The 21,635-nt window shown below is 43.9% G+C and carries 19 protein-coding genes and 3 pseudogenes; 15 read left to right on the top strand and 7 right to left on the bottom strand.

What is annotated here, in order from left to right; all coding sequences use genetic code 11:
• Positions 1-101: 101 nt before the first annotated feature.
• From AK966_RS08380 to AK966_RS08365, 4 genes are all read left to right on the top strand, one after another.
• Positions 102-422, top strand: a complete 321-nt coding sequence (locus tag AK966_RS08380; protein WP_119463936.1) for a DOPA 4,5-dioxygenase family protein — start codon at positions 102-104, stop codon at positions 420-422.
• A gap of 213 nt (positions 423-635) precedes the next feature.
• A complete protein-coding gene (locus tag AK966_RS08375) occupies positions 636-1,247 on the top strand; it encodes a hypothetical protein (protein WP_099081062.1) in 612 nt (203 codons plus the stop codon).
• 119 nt (positions 1,248-1,366) lie between these two features.
• Entirely contained in the window at positions 1,367-2,719 is a 1,353-nt protein-coding gene (yegD, locus tag AK966_RS08370) for a molecular chaperone (RefSeq protein WP_099081063.1), read from the top strand.
• Between the two features lie 263 nt (positions 2,720-2,982).
• Positions 2,983-4,020, top strand: a complete 1,038-nt coding sequence (locus AK966_RS08365; protein WP_119463935.1) for a Preprotein translocase subunit SecY — start codon at positions 2,983-2,985, stop codon at positions 4,018-4,020.
• 87 nt (positions 4,021-4,107) lie between these two features.
• Here the strand turns inward: AK966_RS08365 and AK966_RS08360 are convergent, their stop codons facing one another.
• Both AK966_RS08360 and AK966_RS08355 read right to left on the bottom strand, forming a co-directional pair.
• Positions 4,108-4,458, bottom strand: a complete 351-nt coding sequence (locus AK966_RS08360; protein ID WP_099081065.1) for a DUF5666 domain-containing protein — start codon at positions 4,456-4,458, stop codon at positions 4,108-4,110.
• 105 nt (positions 4,459-4,563) lie between these two features.
• Positions 4,564-5,835: a DUF5666 domain-containing protein gene (locus tag AK966_RS08355; RefSeq protein WP_119463934.1), complete on the bottom strand. Its 1,272-nt coding sequence runs from the start codon at positions 5,833-5,835 to the stop codon at positions 4,564-4,566.
• 90 nt (positions 5,836-5,925) lie between these two features.
• Between AK966_RS08355 and AK966_RS08350 the strand changes: the two genes are divergently transcribed.
• The 4 genes from AK966_RS08350 to AK966_RS08335 all read left to right on the top strand — a co-directional run bounded on the left by AK966_RS08350 (position 5,926) and on the right by AK966_RS08335 (position 10,344).
• Complete coding sequence (locus tag AK966_RS08350; RefSeq protein WP_119463933.1) at positions 5,926-6,594, top strand: response regulator transcription factor; 669 nt, start codon at positions 5,926-5,928, stop codon at positions 6,592-6,594.
• The gene (locus AK966_RS08345) at positions 6,566-7,819 is read left to right on the top strand and encodes a HAMP domain-containing sensor histidine kinase (RefSeq protein WP_119463932.1); all 1,254 of its coding nucleotides are present in this window, start codon (positions 6,566-6,568) and stop codon (positions 7,817-7,819) included. Before AK966_RS08350 ends, AK966_RS08345 begins: the two co-directional genes overlap by 29 nt.
• Before the next feature lie 138 nt (positions 7,820-7,957).
• Entirely contained in the window at positions 7,958-8,887 is a 930-nt protein-coding gene (locus tag AK966_RS08340; RefSeq protein ID WP_099081069.1) for an SRPBCC family protein, read from the top strand.
• A gap of 167 nt (positions 8,888-9,054) precedes the next feature.
• Positions 9,055-10,344, top strand: a complete 1,290-nt coding sequence (locus tag AK966_RS08335) for an alkaline phosphatase (protein ID WP_099081070.1) — start codon at positions 9,055-9,057, stop codon at positions 10,342-10,344.
• A gap of 369 nt (positions 10,345-10,713) precedes the next feature.
• Here the strand turns inward: AK966_RS08335 and AK966_RS08330 are convergent, their stop codons facing one another.
• Together AK966_RS08330 and AK966_RS08320 are read right to left on the bottom strand one after the other, a co-directional pair.
• A complete protein-coding gene (locus AK966_RS08330; RefSeq protein WP_099081071.1) occupies positions 10,714-11,052 on the bottom strand; it encodes a hypothetical protein in 339 nt (112 codons plus the stop codon).
• Between the two features lie 810 nt (positions 11,053-11,862).
• Positions 11,863-12,587, bottom strand: a pseudogene (locus tag AK966_RS08320) (amino acid permease); the annotation flags it as partial.
• A 122-nt stretch (positions 12,588-12,709) separates the two neighbouring features.
• On the opposite strand from AK966_RS08320, the gene AK966_RS19915 reads away from it, so the two are divergent.
• The 3 genes from AK966_RS19915 (at position 12,710) to AK966_RS08305 (ending at position 15,535) form a co-directional block, all read left to right on the top strand.
• Positions 12,710-12,871 carry a hypothetical protein gene (locus tag AK966_RS19915; RefSeq protein WP_172438197.1) on the top strand — a complete coding sequence of 54 codons (162 nt, stop codon included), beginning with the start codon at positions 12,710-12,712 and terminating at the stop codon, positions 12,869-12,871.
• A gap of 569 nt (positions 12,872-13,440) precedes the next feature.
• Complete coding sequence (locus AK966_RS08310; RefSeq protein WP_119463931.1) at positions 13,441-14,394, top strand: glycosyl transferase family protein; 954 nt, start codon at positions 13,441-13,443, stop codon at positions 14,392-14,394.
• Positions 14,395-14,617: 223 nt separating this feature from the next.
• Positions 14,618-15,535: a dienelactone hydrolase family protein gene (locus AK966_RS08305; protein ID WP_099081074.1), complete on the top strand. Its 918-nt coding sequence runs from the start codon at positions 14,618-14,620 to the stop codon at positions 15,533-15,535.
• A gap of 221 nt (positions 15,536-15,756) precedes the next feature.
• Here the strand turns inward: AK966_RS08305 and AK966_RS08300 are convergent.
• Both AK966_RS08300 and AK966_RS08295 read right to left on the bottom strand, forming a co-directional pair.
• A pseudogene (locus AK966_RS08300) lies at positions 15,757-16,167 on the bottom strand (PPC domain-containing DNA-binding protein).
• A 1-nt stretch (position 16,168) separates the two neighbouring features.
• On the bottom strand, positions 16,169-16,744 hold the full coding sequence (locus AK966_RS08295) for a TetR/AcrR family transcriptional regulator (RefSeq protein WP_119463930.1): 576 nt from the start codon (positions 16,742-16,744) through the stop codon (positions 16,169-16,171).
• Between the two features lie 266 nt (positions 16,745-17,010).
• Between AK966_RS08295 and AK966_RS08290 the strand changes: the two are divergent.
• Together AK966_RS08290 and AK966_RS08285 are read left to right on the top strand one after the other, a co-directional pair.
• Positions 17,011-17,370, top strand: a pseudogene (locus tag AK966_RS08290) (glutathione S-transferase N-terminal domain-containing protein); the annotation flags it as partial.
• 285 nt (positions 17,371-17,655) lie between these two features.
• Positions 17,656-17,916, top strand: coding sequence for a hypothetical protein (locus tag AK966_RS08285; protein WP_099081076.1), 261 nt, complete (start codon positions 17,656-17,658; stop codon positions 17,914-17,916).
• Between the two features lie 111 nt (positions 17,917-18,027).
• Here AK966_RS08285 and AK966_RS20435 read toward each other — a convergent pair whose 3' ends face one another.
• Positions 18,028-18,297, bottom strand: coding sequence for a hypothetical protein (locus AK966_RS20435; protein ID WP_259343747.1), 270 nt, complete (start codon positions 18,295-18,297; stop codon positions 18,028-18,030).
• A 739-nt stretch (positions 18,298-19,036) separates the two neighbouring features.
• On the opposite strand from AK966_RS20435, the gene AK966_RS08275 reads away from it, so the two are divergent.
• Positions 19,037-20,161, top strand: coding sequence for an AI-2E family transporter (locus AK966_RS08275; RefSeq protein WP_099081077.1), 1,125 nt, complete (start codon positions 19,037-19,039; stop codon positions 20,159-20,161).
• Positions 20,162-20,547: 386 nt separating this feature from the next.
• On the top strand, positions 20,548-21,492 hold the full coding sequence (locus AK966_RS08265; RefSeq protein ID WP_119463928.1) for a hypothetical protein: 945 nt from the start codon (positions 20,548-20,550) through the stop codon (positions 21,490-21,492).
• The last annotated feature ends 143 nt before the right edge of the window (positions 21,493-21,635 follow it).

Here is a 21,635-nt window from a genome sequence, read left to right as displayed (position 1 = left end):
ACGAGGCAGTGAGACAGCCTGCTTCTTGAAGTCATTAGGAGATAGAGGTAGTGTAGCGACTCATTAAAGGGAGCATACCCTGAGAATATCATGGAGAAGTTATGTATCACGTTCACGTTTATTTTCCGTTGCAACGAAAGGAAGAAGCGCAGGCTTTAAATGACATTATTCGCAGAGAGCGCGAAGATGTGTTGCACGTATTCCCACTTGTATGCAAATTAGTTGGCCCGCATAAAATGCCCATGTTCGAAATGCACTTAGAATCGTTGAGCGAAGAATTTGTTGCTTGGTTAGATAACCATCGCGGGGTTTTCTCTGCCCTCATCCACCCTGTGAGTAATGAAGAGCTGCTTGACCATACTGAGCGCGCGATTTGGCTTGGCCGCGAGCTCGGTGTTTTTGAGGAAAAGCTCGAGGCTTAGATTTATTGGGTAGGCGATGATATTCCCGCCTGTTTGTCCTACCCAGATTCAGCAACTCCTTCCATCGTGTGCTAAACCTTAACAAAGAGAAAAAAATATTATTTGATGTTTAACAGTGCATTAAAACGAGATTAAGCACGATAATCTAGGGAAGTGCAGTTTACGACCCCAACGCCATTGGCAGTGGAAAGGACATTTCTGAAGGGGGGGGGTATGTTAGCAATACTCTTAGTGGCATTGGCGCTGACCATTTTTTGGCTGCTGTTTCGTAACGGCCCTGCTTTTTCTGAGCGCATGCCAAGCAAAAAACGCAATTGGGTTGGGCCTACTACCAACCAAGAAGAGTGGCGAGGCTATTGCTCTGAAGTATTTCGACCATTCAGCTCACAAACTACCTTTTACGCCATTGCGTATTTCGCTAATTTCGTCGCTGCGGCAAATGCGATCTCGTGGTCGATAGTTTACGAAGGTGACTACCCGATCATTATGAGTCGATTTGGCAGTTATTTTATTCTCAATACCCATGATACCTTACTAGTGGCAGGGTTTGTCGCATTGGCATGTTTTATTATAAATTGGCAATTCGCGGTACACTGTGCCGGTATCTTCAGCCAATATTTAGTTCGTGTATTAGTGATCAATCGAACTCGTTTTGTTGCGATAAGTTTGGTGTTTTGCTGTTACTTTTCCTACTTACTTACGATTGGGATTTTTTGGTTATTCCATGATGATTATTCTATTTGGCAAGGACTGAAACTAACGCCAGTGTTCTTGCTACTTGCTCTCTTGATTGCCGTGGTTGTGCCATCCATGAAGAAAGAATAAACACCACGCATTCTGTTTTGTTACTGTATACCCAAGCATCTTGAGGTTATTTGGGTATAGAAATTCCATTGATGTTGAGTTAGCATTGCCGACCTTTTTTTCCGTCAGTGGGAGGACTTATGTATATCGGTTTTGACTATGGCACCGCAAACTGTTCGGTAGCAAAAATGGCACAAGGTGAGCCTCAGTTGCTAAACCTTGAAGGGAGTAGCCCTTACATTCCTTCCACTTTAGCGGCACCAACTCGTGAATCGGTATCTGAGCATCTGTTTCGTCATCGCAGCATCAAACCTTTTGATCAGGTAGGCGAGCAAGTCCTGCGCCGCGCCATCAACTTCAACCGTGAAGAGAGCATTGAACTTGAGCCTGAAGATATGGTGTTTGGTCAAGCCGCGTTAGAACGCTACTTGGAAGACCCGCGTGATATCTATTACGTGAAGTCACCCAAGTCGTTTTTGGGGGCGTCAGGTCTGCGTGATGTTCAACTGAGCTTCTTTGAGGATCTCGTTTGCGCCATGATGGATAACATCAAGTCGCAAGCTGAACATGATGCACAGCAAATCATTACCGATGCGGTAATCGGTCGTCCGATCAACTTCCACGGTCGCGGCGGTGAAGCGGCCAACATTCAAGCGGAAGGCATTCTACTGAGAGCGGCAAAGCGTGCGGGTTTTCAAAATGTAGAATTTCAATTTGAGCCAGTTGCTGCAGGTTTAGAATACGAAGCAACGCTGACGGAAGATAAAACCATTTTGGTTGTCGATATTGGTGGTGGTACCACTGACTGCTCATTGATTCAAATGGGGCCGTCTTGGCGTGGTAAAGCTGACAGAACGGCAAGTTTGCTAGCGCATAGCGGCCAGCGCGTCGGAGGTAACGATCTGGATATTGCATTAGCATTTAAACAATTGATGTTCCCATTCGGCATGGAAAGTAAGATGGAGTCGGGCATTCTGATGCCAACGACTCAGTTCTGGAATCCAATCGCGATCAACAATGTAGAAGCACAAAGTGATTTTTATTCTCGTGAAAACCTTGCCGCATTAAAGTTGTTGCAAAAACAAGCGCAAGAACCAGAGAAACTCGCGCGTCTTCTGGAGGTGTACCACGAGTCTCTTGGCTATAACATTGTACGTCGAGCGGAGGAGGCCAAGGTCGCGCTTTCAGATCAACCTTCTTACCGTGCAGGCATCAATCTTCTTTCTGAATTGATTGAGGTCGATGTACTGCGTGATGAAATGATAGAGGCGATTGAATCACCTAAGAATAAAATGACCGCATTAGTGACAGAGGCAGTCGAGCAAGCAGGCGTAAAACCTGATGCTATCTTTATGACCGGTGGTTCAGCGCGCTCACCAATTCTTCGTGATGCTGTGCAAACGGTCTTACCGAATATACCCGTGGTGAGTGGCAACTACTTTGGATCAGTCACCGCAGGGTTGGCTCGTTGGGCCGAGGTGTGCTTCAAATAGCAATACCCTAATTCAGAGAGTAGGTTGTTCGACAATCGTCATGTTTGCGTGTTGCTAGCTCGTCATATCGATAGTTGTGGTGGTGGTTTTACGTGCTAGTTTTGTGGGATATGAGTTCAAAGTGACTATCTAATCTTCAGTTGCTTGTCGTTAACGGAAATATGACAGTAATCTCGTCGAGGATGCGGTATTCTCTCGCACCTTTATCATTGCCTGAAGCTCCGTTTTATCAGGGTTTCACGGATAATTAAGAAATTCCAAAAATGAAATACGAACAACAGATCGGATATCGATATCCTAAAGGTCGATTTGCTATGGTGAGTGTCTATGCATTCACAGGGGCTGCGATTTTAGCATCGACAATTTTTTCTCTTTTACTGTTTTTGTCTATCGATGAAAACCCGATGATGCAGGCGTTATTTGGTGGTCTGGCCATCATATTTGAAGCTGGTAAGTTTTACGCTTGGTATGAATACGGTGAGCGTCGTGCACACCGAAATTACACAGGCGCACTTACCGCGTTAGTATTTTATTTGGTACTGGCAGCGATTTCGATTGGGGGGAGTATTGGTGGCATTAACAGTGCAACCAATACGGCACAAAGCCATATCTCTGCTGAGCAAGCAAAAGTCGAAGGGTACAACCGTCAAATTACGTCAATCGATAATCAGATTGAGCTTAATAATATGGCGGCGCAGAAGTACATTGAGATGGAGCGAATTGCCACTGGTGTAACGCGTATTCAAGAACAAAATAAGAAGCTACGTGAAGAGCAACAACGTTTAGCAATGGAGCGAGATAGATTGCCACCAGTTGCACAAGGTTCCGTTATTGGACTCATTGATAGCTTGGCAAAGGCGTTCGGCACAACGTCTTCGCAAGCGCAATTGGGGTTGGTTGTGTTCCTGTCAATATTATTGGACTTCTTTGCTGCGTTCTTCGTGGGCTTGATTGGTGAGGAGCAGCGCTTCCGTCAATTCTTTCATCGCTACGGTGGCGTCACGCTCGCGAATGTTCGAGATATCGAACCAGAACCGGCGGGTTACCTTCCTCATATCAAAGAGGACGAGCAGGTTGATGCGGCACAACCAACGGAACCTGAAGAGTCCAAAACGTTGATAGAACAAGTGAGTGAGGCGCTAGGGGAGCGTCAAATTACCTGTACGAAGAAGGCAGTCTCTAAGCAATTTAGATTGTCAGCAGAAGAGGTAGACAAGGTCTTTGAAAAACTCAGCGAGCTGGGACTTGTCGGTAAAAAAGCCAATCATCATTACCATTGGATTGGATCGGGAACGGCTTAATTTCGAATCAATCAATACCAAAAAGAGCATCTCTTCATAAAGCGATGCTCTTTTTTTTATCCTGAATATGGGTGGACGTCATCCAGCTTAGTCGCCACCAAGTTCAATTTCTTTTGCTAAGTTTTTACCGTGAACAACCACGCCTTCAACTTCGACAGTGGCACCTGCTAGGTTAGATTCTTGGATACCAGTAATTTGAGTATTGTCATCAATCATCACTGTTTTTGTTTGAAAGTCTGGCACATGCTCGGCTTGGCAGGAGAGCACAAAACTACGAGTTGAAGCGTCGTAACTGTTCACTAAGCCTGTACAACCAAACTTTAGTAATCTTTCATGCGAATCGGCGGCATGTGAATCCACGGCATGTGAATCCGCGAAACTACTTGCTGAAGCACAAACACCAAAAAGCATAATCAGTGGCAGTGTTATTTTACGCATTGCTTAATCCCTCATTTGGTTATACGTATTTGAGTGAGAATAGTAGAGAAAAGGGGAATACGCACAAACGAAAAAGCACCACGTGTATGGTGCTTTGATAAGGGGTTAGTCTTCTAGTTCAACTTCGCGAGCAACGTTTTGGTCATTGATGATGATGCCTTCCACTTCAACCCATGCATCGTTGATGTTCATCTTATCGATATTTTCAAAGCGAGTTTGTGCATCGATGATCACTTCATTGTCTGCAATAATTTGTTCTGCGTTATTTTCACAATGAGAAACTGTGAACGATACTAGTTCATTAGTATCTGCGCTGTAAATGGCGTTAGAAACTCGACCTTCACATTCAAATTCTTTACCTTGCCAGTTGCCTTGGTTGTCATCCCAATCTGGTTGTTCAAATTCGATGATAGACGCAATACGCTGATCTGATACAAACTTAGATGTTACTTCAACTTCCACGCCTTGTTTTAGTTTACTCTTTAGGTTCGCATCACAGCGGTAACTATCATCTAAGCGGTAACACGTTGATGAATCAGTCACGAATGAGCCACGGTAGTTTAGAGTGAAGCTTGGCGTACTTGTATGCAAGTCCTCAACTGAAGTGACAATACCTTCGATATCACTGTCATCAAATGCATCATCAATGTCATAGCCGTCTAACTCAACTTCCGTTGCGACGAAGTGGTCACCTGAGCTGTGGCCTTCAACCTCTACCCATTGTCCCACTTTCAAGCCAGCATGAGGCAGGGCTGCGTTGCTGTAGTCAACGTTTATGTTTGAGCCAAGCACAAACATCGCTTCGTTTGCGTTCATTTGTGCAATTCGACCTTCAATTTCATAGTGATTTGCTAGTCCCGGATACTCATGTTCTACATCAATCTCAACAACGGAAAGAACCTTGTAACCGGCATTTGCTGTTGGTAAAGAAGAAACTAAAACCCAGCTTCCATCATCAATACCAGAAGTTTTTAAATCAGAGTATACGAGTTGAATACCGTTGATAGAGAATATTCCTTTATCTTCATCAATCAAGTTGATTCTCCCTGCCATTGTCGGTTCTAGTGTAACTGTTGCTGTATTGATTTTCTGCGCAGTGTCAACTCGAACTACCATGTTTTTCATAGCATCAGTGAAAGTAAATTTTTCCAATTCGATGTTGTTAAACTTCACATTTGAAACGGTGAATTTGAGCCCGTTTACGGTAATTTCGTTTCCATTAACGTCCTCAATAGAACCAGTCACTGACGCAACAGTTGGTTCGGTTACAGGTGGCGTCACTGAACCACCATTGTTGTCACCATTGCCACCACCTGAACCGCCGCCACAACCAGACAACGCAAGACCTACAGCAGAGACAAGTAATAGTTTTTTCATGATATCGACCTAAATTTGAAAGCTTATTTATTAATTTGGTTGTATCTTATGTTTTGTATCGTGAAGTGATCGTGAAGAAACGTGAGCCCTATGAAAATTTTGATTGTTGATGATAACCACAATGTTTCCGAGACCATTGCGGACTATCTAGAGCTCGAGGGAATGACGATTGATTGCGCTTATCATGGAGAAGCAGCGCTAAATTTAGTTCAAGAAAATCATTATGATGTGATCATAATGGACATCATGATGCCGAAGTTAGACGGTATCAGCACCGTACAGACACTTCGCCAAGATCACCTTTGTGGTACCCCAATCTTATTCTTAACCGCGAAAGATACTTTGGACGACAAGGTAGCGGCATTTCATGCGGGTGGAGATGACTACCTGATGAAGCCATTTGCCATGCAGGAGTTGAGTTTACGAGTGCATGCGTTAGCGAACCGTGGGCCGAGACAAGATATCGGTACACTGAAATTTGCTGATATCCAGCTTGATGCCCGTACCGATCAAGTAACGCGCATGGGCAAGGCAATTAAGCTCAGCCGCATTCAAACCAAAATCCTAAAACTGTTGATTAAGCGTGCACCCGCAACGGTTTCTCGCAATGAAGTGATAGAGAGTGTATGGGGAGATGAGCCCCCAGGTAGTGATGCGCTACGTAGCCACATTTATGGCCTCCGAACAGCACTAGATAAAGGTTTTGACGATTCCAGATTAGAGACCATTCATGGACAAGGTTACCGACTCAAAGCATAGCCAATACCCAAGTATTTATCGCAAAATACGTTGGGGCTTCGGCTTTATGACATTTGTGATGTTTACGTTATTTTGGTCGCTGATTTATGTGGCAGAGAACAAATTAGAAATTCTTAGCTTACATCACTGGCTCGATACTGAAGCAGCACTGTATGAGGATAATTACCAAAAACTGGGCTGGGACGCACCTTTGCCGAATGTGCTTGAGTTTGACTCTTACTGGAGTGAGGCGCCGACGCCTAGTTGGCTACTGGCCTTTAAAACGCCAGGTTTTTACGAGTACCTTTTAGGCGATGAGGATAAGCACTTTGTGGTGCTTGAACATCCATCAGGTAAAGGGCTTATGTATATCGTTTTTCATGATGACTCAGATGATTACTTGGATGAATATGAAAGTTCTCTGCATCAACTGACGTTTCTTCTTGGTGGCGTGTTCTTATTTTTCATTATGGGTTACAGCATTTACATGGTGCGCAGCCTATCGCGTCCGCTGTCTCAAATTGAACAAAAAATTGGCCAAATGCCACCAGATCGCCCAGCGTTTGAGGTGGATACGAAATTCAGTGAAACGCGCCATATCGAGCAAACATTGTTGGATAGCAAAAGTGACATTGCTGGTTTTTTCCGTCGTGAGCAAGAATTCAGTCGATTTGCTTCTCATGAGTTACGCACACCAATTATGGTCATCCAAGGTTCGACGGATATTTTAAGTCGCATACCGGAACAACCAAGAGTTGCGCAGAAGGCCATTGCGCGAATGCAGTTGGCGTGCGAAGAAATGCGAGTGCTCACAGAAGCCTTTCTTCTTTTGGGTAAAGAGAGCGTTGAGTCGCAGCATTTTGGTGATCACGCGCTGATAGCTTGCCTCAATGCGCAGCTTGAAGAACTGTCGCCTTTGTTTGCAAAACAGGACTCGTCGTATCAACTGGTTGAACTGAATAGTGGACAAGTACATGCGCCAGAAAGCTTTGTAACGATCGTCATCAATAACCTGATTAAGAATGCGTTTAGCTACAGTATCGGTGATATCCAAATCGAGCTGGATGGTACGAAGTTAACGATTGTTAATCGCCATGATGGTAATGAGACTTACAATGCAGGTTATGGATGTGGGCTGGTTATTGTTGAACGAATTTGTGAACGTATGAACTGGCAATTTGACCTTGCTGATGATGGCGTTAGGTTCTCCGCACAAGTTGATTTCATTTCATTGCAAAACCGATAGCCATCTCATTTTACTTCGTCTATTACCCAAAGCCAGAGCCTGTCCTCTGGCTTTTTTGTTCTAACCCTGAGTGAAAGAATAAAAAATTAAGATTTGAATTAGACTAAGTAAGTGAAAGAAAAAACGCAAGGAGTGACTATGCTTTCGTATCAGGTCAGTAGAGGCATTGAAATCGATAAAACTCAGGTTGAAATCATTAATTATATAAAGGATTTCAAGAGTTGGCCTGAGTGGTCCCCTTGGCTCATACTCGAACCCAACTGCGATCTCACTTACAGCCCTGAACAAGGGCGAGTTGGGTCAGGGTTCCAGTGGAATGGTACACGTATCGGTACCGGAGCTATTGTGCTTGAAAGCACTCAGGCTCATCGACTGGATATGGAGCTGCATTTCTTTCGTCCTTTTAAAAGCCAAGCAAAAGTGACGTTTCTCGTGACACCGTTAAATAAAGGCTGTCTTGTTGAATGGCGAATGCAGTCGCGTGTTCCTTGGTTCTTGTTCTTCTTGAGAGGCATGTTTAAATCGATGGTGGAAATGGATTATGACCGAGGGTTGCGTATGCTCAAAAGTCAGTTGGAAACTGGAAAAGTGCTGTCAGAACTCATCGAAATAGGGAGTCGAAAGCAAGGAGAAATCAATTACATTGGATTATCTGGAGCTGGAGTCACTCAAGAAATTGGCCCAATAATGCAAGAGAATGTCGCGCGCTTATATGAACTCGTCGAACAAAATAATGTGCGAGTGACAGGTGAGCTGTTCAGTTTCTACTTATCAATGGATATGAAGCGAGGCTACTTCGAGTTTATTACTTGCTTACCTGTTGAAGAAGGAACCAGTGCAATCGGTGACGTTGTGACTGGTACTATCCCGGCCTGCGATACCTTTGTGGTAGAGCATCAAGGAGAATATGTGTTTTTGGGCAATGCTTGGTCGATGGCGATGAGCCTTACACGGTATGACGGTATTAAGGTGAAGAGTAAACCGCTTGGTATTGAGCGTTACCTGAATAATCCTAACGACACGGAGAAAGCGAAGCTTCGTACTGAGGTGATACTCTTTCGAAGATGATTACCCCAAAGTCATTGCCGCGGAACCAAACATCTCGAGGTCACTTGGTTATACTCGTTGTAAAAATATTAACTAACATCCCTTTTCATCCTAACTGCATGATAGTATTAGGTATACAGAATGATGAATGCCTCAATGGCAACATCGCGTTATGTCATGGATGAGATATGAAAACGAAATACGCCTTAATTGTAGCCTGCATTTTTGCTGGCTTTGCTCACGCAGACGATACTCCTAAAAATATCATTTATATGATCGGTGACGGCATGGGGCCTGCTTTTACCACGGCGTACCGCTATTACCAAGATAACCCAGATACCAAAGAAATTGAGCCCACTGTTTATGACGCGATTTTGGTTGGTATGGCAAAAACCTATCCAGATGACGATACTTTTGTCACTGACAGCGCCGCCAGTGCAACAGCATTGAGCAGCGGTGTTAAAAGTTATAATGGTGCGATCGCGGTGGATAGCGATAAAAAGCCAGTCAAAACCATGCTAGAAATAGCAAAAGAACAGGGCATGACGACGGCATTGATCGCGACTTCTCAAATTAACCATGCAACACCTGCAAGCTTCGCAGCTCACAACGAATCACGCCGTAACTACGATGAAATTGCCGATGATTACTTAGACAATGAAATTAAAGGCCATTTGCCGGTCGATTTATTGTTAGGTGGTGGGGTTCGTTATTTTGAGCGTGAAGATCGAAATTTGGCGGAAGAATTTAAGCAGCAAGGCTACCAGTACCTAACGGACTTTGAAGCTCTACCATCTTTGCAAACCTTGCCTGCCTTGGGGTTGTTTGCGGATAAAGCTTTTCCATTTGCATTGGATGAGAACCCAACGCGTTTAGAAGTGATGACGAACAAAGCGTTGTCTTTGTTGCAACGTACAGATAATGGTTTCTTCGTCATGATTGAAGGCAGCCAAATTGATTGGTGTGGCCATGCTAATGATATCGCCTGTGCGATGGCAGAAATGGATGATTTCGCGAAGTCTATTGCACTCGCCAAAGCGTATGTTGATGCGCATCCTGATACCTTGCTGGTAGTGACGGCTGATCACTCAACGGGCGGCTTAACAATTGGGTCTGACGGCAAATACCGATGGGATACGGAGGTAATCAAAGGCGTACGCCAAACCGCATGGCCGTTGGCAATGGCTTTAGCAAAATCGACGGATATTAGACAAGCATGGTCTGAGTCTGTTGATTGGGGGTTGTCAGACGAACAATACCAACAATTGAAGCAAGCTAAGCAAAGTGAAGAGCCAGTCAAGGCACTGTATCAAGAAGTGAAAGATGTGATTAATAAGCAGAGCTATACCGGCTGGACGACAAAGGGTCATACCGCGGTGGATGTGCAAGTTTTTGCCTATGGTAAAGGATCGCAAAAGTTTGTGGGTTCTCAGAACAACACCGATATTGCAAAGCAATTGATTGAATTTATCCAGTAGGTTGCCATAGGGAAAGGTGTTGTATCGTTGAGTGCATCACGCTTTCCTGCTTAACACTGAGTGACACTTTCAGTTAAGTGGAATAGTTTGTATTTTGATTAATGCGTGTTTCCATCTTTGACCTCATGTCTTTGTTTGGAATTGTTAACCCTGTTTGATACTCCTTGATACAGATCTAAACAAAGCTAGCGGTTAAAGAGGAAAACGAAAACCGTTTATATTCTGTTTACGTTTGTATTCCGACGCATGATATTAACTTTGCGTTAACGAATTGAAGGGAAATAGAAATCTAGATAATTGAAAGGTAGATGAATATATAAAAATCAGTAAAGCTAGCGCTATTTCCTGATTTTTATGCAATGCGCTGTCTTATATGGCAGGTTGTATGGTTACCTCTGGTTTTGTCTTGGCTTGTTCTTTTCGCAGGAGCATTTCATTGACGATTTTTTCAACGTAAAGTTGCTGATATTGTTGATCACACCAACGCTTACTCAGGCCGCGACGGTTGAACTCGGCTCCAATGGCAACACGCGTCTGATTAGATGGACGTTTGTAATAAAGCGTCTCACACAATTGCATGCTGCTCATCTGCTGTGCATAAACATTAACACTGCTACTTCTCATCCCCAGTTGCGCAGCCTGCTGGTTACTGCAGGCAGTAGAAAACAGTGATGCAATTGCAATAATAAGAGATTTATATTTATTCATGCTTTTTCCGACGCTTAGTTAGGATATCGTGTAGGCGTTTTTCAGGATACATTTTGAGAGCCGAAGCGTGCAACTGTCAATGTGGAATTAGGGAAAACCACGTTTTCAGTTGTTGATAGTGTGTTATACCCAAGTGACTTCAAGATGCAGGATTCAGAGCGTTGTCACTGATTGCCTGTTTACCGAAAGTAAGCAAGGAAAACAACGCAGCGTAATAGCAAGCTCTTTCCAAGTTGTTTGACGATGCTATTTATTCAACAAAGAACGAGCTTCCGTGACACGCTCTCAAAGGGCCCTATTTGCGGATAATAAGGGCCTTGGTTCGTATGCTTTGTTAACAATTTTTGATTTAAAACCACTAGATCTTCAAAGTATTGCCTCGCCTTCAAACCAAGCCATTCTCGCTGAACCTAGCACCTGAGGTTACTTGGGTATACTTAAGGAAGAAAGGGGAGTTGCATCGGGTACCTTTTATCTTTATACAAAATATCATCTTACTGTCATAAAAGTTTCATCTTATTGTGGTTGTGAAGAATAGTGTTTTTATACATAGTGTTAGTAAGCCAGAAAAAATTGGCTGTTATCATAAGAATGGAGTTTTCCTATGCACAATGAAATGATTCAACCATCCCACTTCGGTATTATTGGACGTACTTGTATCGCGTCAATTGCAATGATAGCGGTCGCTTTCGTTCTGTTCTAATAGCGGAACGAATCCTATTAAGCATGCCTTATTAAATGAGAGAAATTCAGGGAACTACCATCGAGAGATAAGGTATTCCCCTGAAAATCAAACTCACATCAACTAAATTAGCTCAATAGGCTATAAATAAACGCACTTACCGCAACAACACCCGTCATCATTACAAAGTAAGTCGACGCTTTTCCACGATATTGTTTGAGGCTTCCACTTTGTAGACTGCCAGCATCGGCATAATGAACAAAATCATGGCGATCACTGGGCCTGATAGCGCTTCCATCATTCCGAGAATGCTTGGATTCAGAATGGCAGCGATCCAAATTGAGATAAATAGTATTACCACACTAAGGCGATCAACTCGTTGTTTCGGCATGTCTGAATGCTTTGTAATCAAACCATTTAAGCTTTCGCACGCGCCGAGAAAATGGCCTAGGAAAGACGACGTAATCGCCACAAACGCGACAAGTGGGCCAAGCATCGCAATAAACGGGTTGTCAGTTGCGTTCGCAAGATAAGAGATCACGGATACGTTTAGCGATTTAGCCTCTGAAAGCTGCTCTGGTGAAAGAGCGAGAACGCATGAGAAGACAAACAGTAGAACAAACGCTATCAACATGACACTGGTACGGCGTAGGATCATTTCGGATTTTACATCTGCGTTTTTACCATAGTGACGACGCTGAACATTCGCGAAACTTGAGATCGCAGCCGCATGGCTGAATGAGAAGATCACGACAGGAATAGCAAGCCACATTGTACTAGCGAGTGACGACAGATCTGGGGTTTCCAGTACAGGTATGCTCCAGTTTGGAATCAAGTAGAATGAAAGAAGCGCGTGTCGCGGGTAACGCTCTAATGGAAGCAAGTAGTGAAAATAATACCCAATGGATCCTTTCATTATCGGTAGATACAGCACATCGAGGCAAGGGTGTTGCGCGTTGACTTGTGGAGCAGGTGTTGGCGAAAGTGGGAGCGGAATCGGTAGTGAAATTAACCGTTGATCCAAATAATGCACTAGCTTACATACTCTATTGCTCATTAGGCTTTATTGCCGTGGAGGAAGAAGAAAACTATTTCGGTGATGAAGAGCTGCGCTTGGTCATGCAACTAGGCCGCTAATCCTGCACTTCTGTGATACAAATCCGCACTTAATCAGTGCATTGCTAAATATAAAGTGAGATCTGAATTTATTAGGTTGTTGAAAATTAAGGGTGTTTGAAATTGGCATCGGGTTTGCATTCTTATGTTCATCGTTAACTCGATGCGCCGCTTTTCCTTAGCAGGCGGTTAAGCGGATAGGGTATTACTTTTTTGAGCTTTATAGGCAATGTAGCCTCTCTCGTTTCGGGAGAGGTTTTTTTTTCTTGTAGCTGGTCAAACATTTCATTGCTTAAGAGTTGATACCGGACATTACCGCTGTAATCGGCTATTCTGCATGGGCTTAGAAAAGTCATCGCAGATAGAAACGGGTTTAATCCGTCTGGTTTGACGCGCGATTTCCCTGTGGAAGTTATTACTCATGGATGCAGCCCACAGCAACAGGTTCACGTTACACAATTCAATGAGCTCAAGGATTTATTGATGATACTTAAAGGTGTGCGCCCAGCATTGATTGTGATGGAAGAAGTCGTCAAACTGCGCTAACAATTAATAGAAACCGTACAGTCAGTGTCGGAATACGAGGAAATATGAGCAGCATTTTGGAATGTATCAGAACAGTCGGTCGTGGTGAACGTGGTAGAAGGCCACTTAACTTTGACCAAGCGTTTCGTGTGATGGATGAATACCTAAACGGTGAATGCGATGACGATCAGATGGCGATGTTATTGATGCTGATCCGCGTACAGAACGAGACTCAACAAGAAATCGCTGGCTTTGTAAAAGCATTCCAATCCCGTATGCCCGCTATTGGTGCAGAGATCGACTGGCCATGTTACGCAGGTAAGCGAGCAGCGGCAGGCCAGCCTTGGCATTTGTTGGCGGCGAAGATCCTTGCTGAAAATGGACATAAAGTGTTGATGCACGGCTATCACGATCGTCAATCAGAACGCTTGCACGCTGAAGATTACCTCGACACGTTTGCCATTACCAAGGCCAACTCAGCTGAAGAAGCAAAGCGTGTGTTAGAAACGCAGAACATTGTTTACTTGCCGCTTAATGCCTTTGCGCCTCAAGCTGAAACCATGATCGGTTGGAAGAATCGTTATGGGCTCAGAACGCCGATTAATACTGTGGTTCGAGCGCTGAATCCTGGACAGGCAACGATTGGTATTCGTGGTAGCTTCCATCCAGGGTTTCAACAACTTCATGCTGAAGTCGAATATGAAATAGGTCAAACCGCTCACGCTGTAGTCTCATTCAAAGGGCAATCGGGTGAATCGGAATACAATCCCAAAGTAAGCCAAACGGTATGGCTGAGCCAAACGAGCGGCGTAACTTCGCATTACTGGACGGAGCAAATGTTGTCTGATGTGCCAATGCCGAAACGTTGTCCGTTTGGCACATCCTTAGCCGACATGAATCAAATGGGGAATACGGTACTGGCGACTATGACAGTAGTTTTGTTTGCACAAATGCATGACAGAGAAAAATCGTTTGAACGTGCATTCTCATATTGGCAGGCGTACTGTTTAAATACGTAAAACCAAAGTGTAAAAGCTTGTAAAACCCACAGCGCAAAGTTGTTGAATCTGAATCCATTATCTATTGTTTGAAGAAGGTAAAAGATCCTAGCTCGCCAATGATATGTTTCATCGCTTTGTTTTATATGAGGGGGCGAATTGCAGTTCTAGCCTCAATCGCGTTCGTTTTAAGCTCGATTGAGATTTTGAAATCCGATAATGGTAGATACAGAGGACATGGATAATGGTTCTAAAGCATACCACTTCGAGTGAAAAGGCTTCTCATCCTATTCCACAGGAAGCGTTCGATTGGTACGATGAATACGCGCATGGAAAGATCTCTCGCCGTGAGTTTCTCAACAGGCTTAGCGGCCTTGCTATATTAGGCTTTAGCATGACGACTCTTGTCGGTGCGCTGACGCCTAATTACGCTCTTGCCGAGCAAGTCTCCTTTAATGACCCAGAAATAAAAGCCAGTTACGCAATTTTCCCGTCACCGAATGGACACGGAGAAGGGCGTGGTTATTTGGTCATGCCGCAAAAGAAGACATTAAAATCGCCAACGGTGTTGGTGATTCATGAAAACCGAGGCTTAAACCCTTACATCAAAGATGTCGCTAGACGACTCGGTAAAGACGGTTTTATTGCATTTGCTCCTGACGCGCTTTATCCACTTGGTGGTTACCCAGGTAACGATGATGAAGGCCGAGCAATGCAAAAAGAATTGGACAGATCCAAGATGGAGCAAGACTTTATCGCTGCAGCGAATTTCATTAAACAACATAAAAGTGGCAACGGTAAGTTTGGCGCGGTAGGGTTTTGTTTTGGTGGCTATATCGTCAACATGCTTGCCGCAGTGATGCCTGATATGCTTGATGCTGGGGTGCCTTTCTATGGAACGCCTGCCGCGCAAGAACTACAGAAACAAGTAAAAGGCCCTTTGATGATTCACTTTGCGGGACTCGATAAACGCGTAAACGAGACTTGGCCTGCTTATGAGCAGCAACTGATCGCGACCGATGCTCAGTATCAGGCGTTAATGTATGAGAATGTCAATCACGGTTTCCATAACGACTCGACGGCACGTTATGCACCAGAAGAAGCGGCGCTCGCTTGGGAGCGTACGGTAAGGTTCTTTAAAGAACATTTAGAACAAAGTTAGCCCAAGTACAGATGCACTTATCGGGTTTAGTGACCCTTTTGGGAAGATGAAGCGTATTGTTTGAATGCTTGTAAAATGACAGTCGAAAGTGATGAGGTTTGTTATCTAATCTAGGAATAAAGAGCGATTTGGAACGGGTTTATGTTTTCAATGAGACTTACCTTCCACTGAATACTAGATAAAGCTCCAGGGATCACAAGAATATGGCTCTGGAGTTTCCTTTATTTGCAGTTTAAGGAGTGAACTTCTAGCTCGGTATAGCCAGTCGAGTCGTCCATGGCTTTTGTAAACTGGAGCTCCGAATAAGAATGGATGATCAACTCTGCCGTGGTATCAACGAGAGTACCTTCCATCAAGTGCCCGCCCCAAACACATCCTTCTTGCTCAGACACTGAGATATGAGCGTGTTGATGTTCTGGTGTAAGCGTTCCCATCACGGACACAATCTCAAATGGCGCGTGTTTCGTTAACGTACCTTCTACGCCATCCAAACGAAGTTTGAGGTCAGAGATTCAACCAACACAAGAAGCAATCGAACCTGCTTTGATATCATGTTTTTTGACGAGCAGTTCAAGGTTCTGTTTTAAATCCATGCCTTTGGTTAGACGAACCGCGATCACTTTAATCGACATGTTATTTCCTAATCAAAACTAGCAAGCAGGACAGAGCTGTATCTAGATCTGTATAACGTTTTGCTTTTCCGAGCACACGCATGCCTTGCATGTTGTTAAGAATAAATCGAGCCAGCTCTTCTGGTTTCAGTGTTTTCGGAATCAAGGTTTCCTTCTGTGCGTTTTTTAACACATCAGAAAAGACATCGATAAGGTAGTCAAACAGGTAATGGCCTTTACGTAGTACATCGTCGTCTTCTCCGGCGTGCTCTATCAATGCATTTTGAATAAAACAACCACAGCTGCGTTTGCGTTGTAGCTTAGCAAATGCCCTCAAAAATGATTCTAATTCTGAAAGTGACGCACCTTCATTTTCTAAATCCGTTAAAGAGGGCAGTGAGACTTTTTTTAAATACGTATCGAGCGCCTCATAGTAAAGCTGCTGTTTATCACCATAGGTGTTGTAAAGACTGAAGCGATTGATGTTCAACTCGTCAGTGAGATCCGAGATGGAGGTGTTCGCGAAGCCCTTGCGCCAAAACACATCCATAGCCATGAGAAGCTTTTCATCTCGATTGAAGTTGGCCTTTCTTGCCATATATTACCTACCTGGGCCTGTTTTTAGTAATTGAACTATTTTGGAGGGATGGACAGAGAACCTAAAGGCGTTCTAACTGAACCAAAATCGCGTTAGCGCATGACCCCAAATTCATGTGAACCCACAAATGGCATCAAAAATTTCGCCTAGCAAACAGACCCAAAACGGTTTGAAATTTTTTGATAGTGAAGTTCTTGACTGATCGTTTATAAACTCACTGTAGTATAACCTAACCAGTCAGTTAGAAAAAGATAAATGGATGTGAAATGAAGCTTTATGAAACCGCAATGACGCCGAGTTGTAAGCGAGTTAACCTTTTTCTTAAGGAAATTGGAGGCGAGGTTGAGCGATTGGTGCTGAATGTTCGTGAAGGTGACAACCTGACCGATGCATTTAAAACAAAAAGCGTAAACGGTAAAGTACCAGTGTTAGAGCTCGATGATGGAACGACGCTGTGTGAAAGCGTGGCCATTTGTCGTTACCTCGGTGAGGTGTTTGAAAATGACTTGGCACTGTTTGGTGCAAACCCACTAGAATGCGCTCAAGTGGAAATGTGGCATCGCGTCGTTGAGTTTCAAGGGCTTTATACGGCGTTTCAAGCCTTCAGAAACATCACCTCATATTACTCGTTGGTATGAGCGGCTGGCCACACGCCAAGCATTTCAGGACTGTTTTTTATGAACCTGCGGGGGGTATACACTCGCTGTTCTCACCTCTCATTCACCAAACATCTTCTATTTCTTGAAGTTTTTCTTACTTTTTCTGCTGTTAGCCTATAATTAAATTTAAAAATAGAGTTTACCTCAATTGGTTTTAAGGCGTTTTAGAGTTTTGTGCTCTTAGTGTGTAGACGTTCTTTTCATCATGGCATTTCACCGGAAATTAAGGACATCAAGGAACAAGGAGAGGTTATGGGGCTTCAAATTAAAACCATTAACGCTGTGCTGTTCGCGTTGCTCGTGGCATCGGTATGTGGTCTGGTTGCGATGTATCAGAATCACAGCCAACAGCACCAACAAATTGAAGTGCTTCAAGCGCAGTTGATTGAAAAAGAGAATCAAATCGTCGTTTCAAATGAAGCGTTGTCATACCGACGTTATCAGCATCAGCTGTTAGTTGAAGACTATGACCGCTTTAGAAGTCAGCAGTCATTAAATAGCATGGTTCGTTAGTGAGCCTAGAGTGCGAGTATTAAGGAGTGATGTGGCGATAAGTGACGGATTCAATCACTCCCGTTTCCGTTTTATTTATGCCATTGACCTGCCTTTGGAAGTAATACGGGATTAGGGTTGGTGAGCGTCCTTAATCGCATAATACAGAGTGACAGGTGTTTTATTGAGTGACCCTGATGCAAGTGTTCCTACTAGCGCATGATCAAATTGGTAGTAGCCCTTTCCCCAATGGAATGCTTTGGTTGTTTTTGGGTTCACTCCCCCCCCATATTGATGGTCGACCCAGACATCCATCAAACTACGAGTGGTGTAGGGCAATGTCCCCCGACTTGACCATTCTGCATCGCCAATGTCATTGCCGCGTGGTCTAGTTCCGCCCATTCCCAAGATGAACTTCTATTCTTATTAGGCCGGCTCTGCCATCCTGGGATCGCCAGTTAAATGAAACAGTACACCGTAGGCGTACGTTTGCCGAGACTTCATGCGTGTATATTCACAGTCGAAGTGCGGTGTAATCGAACTGTGGTTGAGTTCAGAACAGACATTGTTCACGTCAAGGAACCTGCCATCAACACATCGAAAAGTTCCCGATAGGTACGCCAAGGGCTTGTTTTTGCATCCAGTAGGGTGCTAATCCGCTTGAAGCATGAGTTAGCCAATCCTTGGTGGTTGGAAAGCGAGCCTTCTGTTCAGCGAATGACGAAGAAGAAAAACACAGACAAAGAATCAGCCAGCAGAAGCGAGCGAGCGGAAAGACGCATAATAAAATCCATAAAAAAATAAAAAGGGTGACGATATCGCGTTGTTATGTGTGCATACTGTGGATTCAGTTGGTTTTTCGCTGACAGGGTTTGAAATATTGCGTGAAATTTCAATCTAGGCTGGCGAGCTAGAATTGGAGAGAGAAACACAATGGGTGTGATTGCAAACATCATGGAGAAGTTTGTAAGTGTGCGTTCAACCACTTAAATGAAATGATAAAGAAGTTAAGTAACTTGTTGGATATAAGTCGATATGTACTATTTTTAATATCGTAATGTGATAAAAGGTTGTGTCAGTTACTGCGCTTCGTTGTACATCGTCAAATACTGTGTTGGATATAAACCAAAAGGATAAGCAGTTGAATAATTCAAATGAGCATTTAGAGAAAATACTGTCAAAAGCGTTTACAGCTTCTCTGATCCGATTCTCGGTTATTACGTTTATTGTGATTGTCTGTAGTTGGGCATTTTTACCGTTTCTTCCAATCTTACTTTGGGCTTTGGTATTGGCGATTGCGCTTTATCCCCTTAGTGAATTTATACAAGCTAAATTAGGTTGGACATCAGCGCGTTCAGCAACCGTGATAGCACTTATTGGCGCACTAATATTGGGTACGCCAACCGCAATGGTTGGCAACTCGCTAGCATCCAAAACTCTTGGTTCATTTAATGCCTACCAAGAGGGAACGTTAGTCATCACCCCCCCAACGCAGAGTGTCAAAGAGTGGCCGGTTGTGGGGGAAAAGTTGCATGCTGTGTGGTTTGAGGCATCGAATGATTTGCCGCAGTTTATTGAAAAACGTCAACCTCAGGTGAAAGGGGCGTTGAATTGGTTTGTGGATGCAGCAAGTGGCGCGGCAAAGAACGTATTATTGCTGATCGGTGCCATTATTATCGCGGGTATCATGTTGGCATGGGCAGAACCTGCCGCCAAATCCATTCGTAAAATTTTTATCAGCTTATCGGACGAAGCCAAAGGCCCAGAGCTACACAAGCTGACAACCGCCACCATCAGACAAGTGGCAGTGGGCATTATCGGTATCGCATTTTTAACCGCGATGGTGTTTGGTGCTGTTGTTGCCTTATCTGGTGTGCCAGCTGCTGCGTTATTTGCCGTTGTCGCACTGATATTTGCGATTGTTCAATTGCCCGTCACCATCATCGCGTTAGTTGCAGTTGGCTTATTGTGGTCTGGTGATAGTGGCACAGTGCACAATGTGATTTTTACCATATTACTGATCGTTGCGAGTTTAGTTGATAACTTTTTAAAACCATTGATCTTAGGTCGAGGGTTGGAAGTGCCGATGCCAATTGTTCTTATAGGTGCCATTGGCGGTATGATGTCGGGCGGTATTTTGGGTATGTTTATTGGCGCGGCGTTCTTAGCAGCAGGATACCAAGTGTTTATGAAGTGGGTGGATGCAGAGACGCAAGATGTCGCCAACGTTATTGAAAATAGTGAATCAAAAACGGATAAAACCTAGCGAACGACCTTGCTCATGCCTGGCTTGCAATACCCTCAATGCTTTAGAACGACTGGCTAATGTTGTCAGCGGGTCATGGTTGGCTTAAAACTTAACCGTTTGAGTTCTATACCTACCGATAGATTCGTTAAGCTAATCACAAACGCCTCGACGCCATCAGCTAATCCCTTAAACACACTCGCTTTCATTTCATAAAAGAGCCAATACTTTGTTCTGTGCTCAATTTCAACATTGTTAACCACAAAACCATTCTTGAGTAGGCGCCTTGTTTGCTTCTGGGATAGTAGGAGTGGTGATCTCAAAGGTAAGCCCTTAATATGCTTTAACTTGCCGAACCAATCCATTGCGGCCGCATTTTGTGTCGTCTCATCGCCAAGTTGGACCGGATGTGGGTTAATGGAACTCAACTTACTTACTACTTTTTTAAAGAGCCAGCAATATGGAGAGGAGGAAGTGGCCAAGAAGATGCCGTGAGGGATGCCTTTGCTATGTGGAAAGAGTTAGGAATTGGCCTAATATTCAGAGAAGTCCAGCATGCTGAAGAAGCAATGATTCGGATTGGTTTTGATCAATCGGATGGTTCTTGGTCATACGTTGGGCGTGACTGCATTGATTTTGTAACGAGCCCTAACCAAAGAACAACGAATTATGGTTGGGACTTAACAACCCCGTATGGGAGAGACACAGCTTTACATGAAATCGGACATATACTTGGGTTTCCGCATGAGCATCAAAACCCGCGTGCTGGGATCGTGTGGGATGAGGAAAAAGTGTATGAAAGTTTAGGGGGGGCTCCTAACTTTTGGTCAAGAGAAACAACCTATAGGAATATTATTCGAAAAATACCACCTAACTCCGTTGATGGTTCCGATTGGGATAAAGATTCAATTATGCACTATCAATTTGAGGCAGGCCTAATCAAAGATCCAGCAATATATAAAACACAACCATTGGTTCCTCAGGGGGGGTTATCACCAATCGACATACAAACTGTGACAACCTTATATCCTGAGCAGAAAGCAACGCTCCCAGAGCTTCGTCAATATGAGTCTCAAAGGATTACTATTAAAGCAGGAGAGCAAGTTGATTTCATTATTAAACCGTCTTTGACTAGAAAATATACATTGCAAACATTTGGCAAAATGGACACCGTAATGGTGTTGTTTGAGCTTAGAGATGGTGTCGAAGAATACATCGAAGGCGATGATGATTCAGGTTTTGACGTTAATGCTAGAATCGAAACTCATTTGCATAAAGGTCGTAAGTACATTGTAAGAACAAGACTGTACTTTACCAATGCTCAGGGGAGTGGGGCTATTATGCTATGGTGATGTAGAGCGAATCAACGCTTCATTCACTTATGGTGATTTGGGATATACAACAACATATCTCTACATAGTTTTAGCCCAGCTTTATCTAAGCTGGGCGCAGAGAGACGTTCACACGAAATTTGCTACGTTTCGTGCGATAGATA

Origin of the sequence: Vibrio sp. PID23_8 (genome assembly GCF_003584965.1) — a bacterium.
Taxonomy (GTDB): domain Bacteria; phylum Pseudomonadota; class Gammaproteobacteria; order Enterobacterales; family Vibrionaceae; genus Vibrio.
Note: the sequence above shows the minus strand (reverse complement) of the source record. Positions and strands in the feature narration are given on the sequence as shown.

Excerpts from the sequence above, each read along its gene's own strand:
- AK966_RS08380 (WP_119463936.1), top strand. The coding sequence starts at position 102 with ATGTATCACGTTCACGTTTATTTTCCGTTGCAACGAAAGGAAGAAGCG.
- AK966_RS08375 (WP_099081062.1), top strand. The coding sequence starts at position 636 with ATGTTAGCAATACTCTTAGTGGCATTGGCGCTGACCATTTTTTGGCTG.
- yegD (WP_099081063.1), top strand. The coding sequence starts at position 1,367 with ATGTATATCGGTTTTGACTATGGCACCGCAAACTGTTCGGTAGCAAAA.
- AK966_RS08365 (WP_119463935.1), top strand. The coding sequence starts at position 2,983 with ATGAAATACGAACAACAGATCGGATATCGATATCCTAAAGGTCGATTT.
- AK966_RS08360 (WP_099081065.1), bottom strand. The coding sequence starts at position 4,458 with ATGCGTAAAATAACACTGCCACTGATTATGCTTTTTGGTGTTTGTGCT.
- AK966_RS08355 (WP_119463934.1), bottom strand. The coding sequence starts at position 5,835 with ATGAAAAAACTATTACTTGTCTCTGCTGTAGGTCTTGCGTTGTCTGGT.
- AK966_RS08350 (WP_119463933.1), top strand. The coding sequence starts at position 5,926 with ATGAAAATTTTGATTGTTGATGATAACCACAATGTTTCCGAGACCATT.
- AK966_RS08345 (WP_119463932.1), top strand. The coding sequence starts at position 6,566 with ATGGACAAGGTTACCGACTCAAAGCATAGCCAATACCCAAGTATTTAT.
- AK966_RS08340 (WP_099081069.1), top strand. The coding sequence starts at position 7,958 with ATGCTTTCGTATCAGGTCAGTAGAGGCATTGAAATCGATAAAACTCAG.
- AK966_RS08335 (WP_099081070.1), top strand. The coding sequence starts at position 9,055 with ATGAAAACGAAATACGCCTTAATTGTAGCCTGCATTTTTGCTGGCTTT.
- AK966_RS08330 (WP_099081071.1), bottom strand. The coding sequence starts at position 11,052 with ATGAATAAATATAAATCTCTTATTATTGCAATTGCATCACTGTTTTCT.
- AK966_RS08310 (WP_119463931.1), top strand. The coding sequence starts at position 13,441 with ATGAGCAGCATTTTGGAATGTATCAGAACAGTCGGTCGTGGTGAACGT.
- AK966_RS08305 (WP_099081074.1), top strand. The coding sequence starts at position 14,618 with ATGGTTCTAAAGCATACCACTTCGAGTGAAAAGGCTTCTCATCCTATT.
- AK966_RS08295 (WP_119463930.1), bottom strand. The coding sequence starts at position 16,744 with ATGGCAAGAAAGGCCAACTTCAATCGAGATGAAAAGCTTCTCATGGCT.
- AK966_RS08285 (WP_099081076.1), top strand. The coding sequence starts at position 17,656 with ATGGGGCTTCAAATTAAAACCATTAACGCTGTGCTGTTCGCGTTGCTC.
- AK966_RS20435 (WP_259343747.1), bottom strand. The coding sequence starts at position 18,297 with ATGGGCGGAACTAGACCACGCGGCAATGACATTGGCGATGCAGAATGG.
- AK966_RS08265 (WP_119463928.1), top strand. The coding sequence starts at position 20,548 with ATGTGGGTTAATGGAACTCAACTTACTTACTACTTTTTTAAAGAGCCA.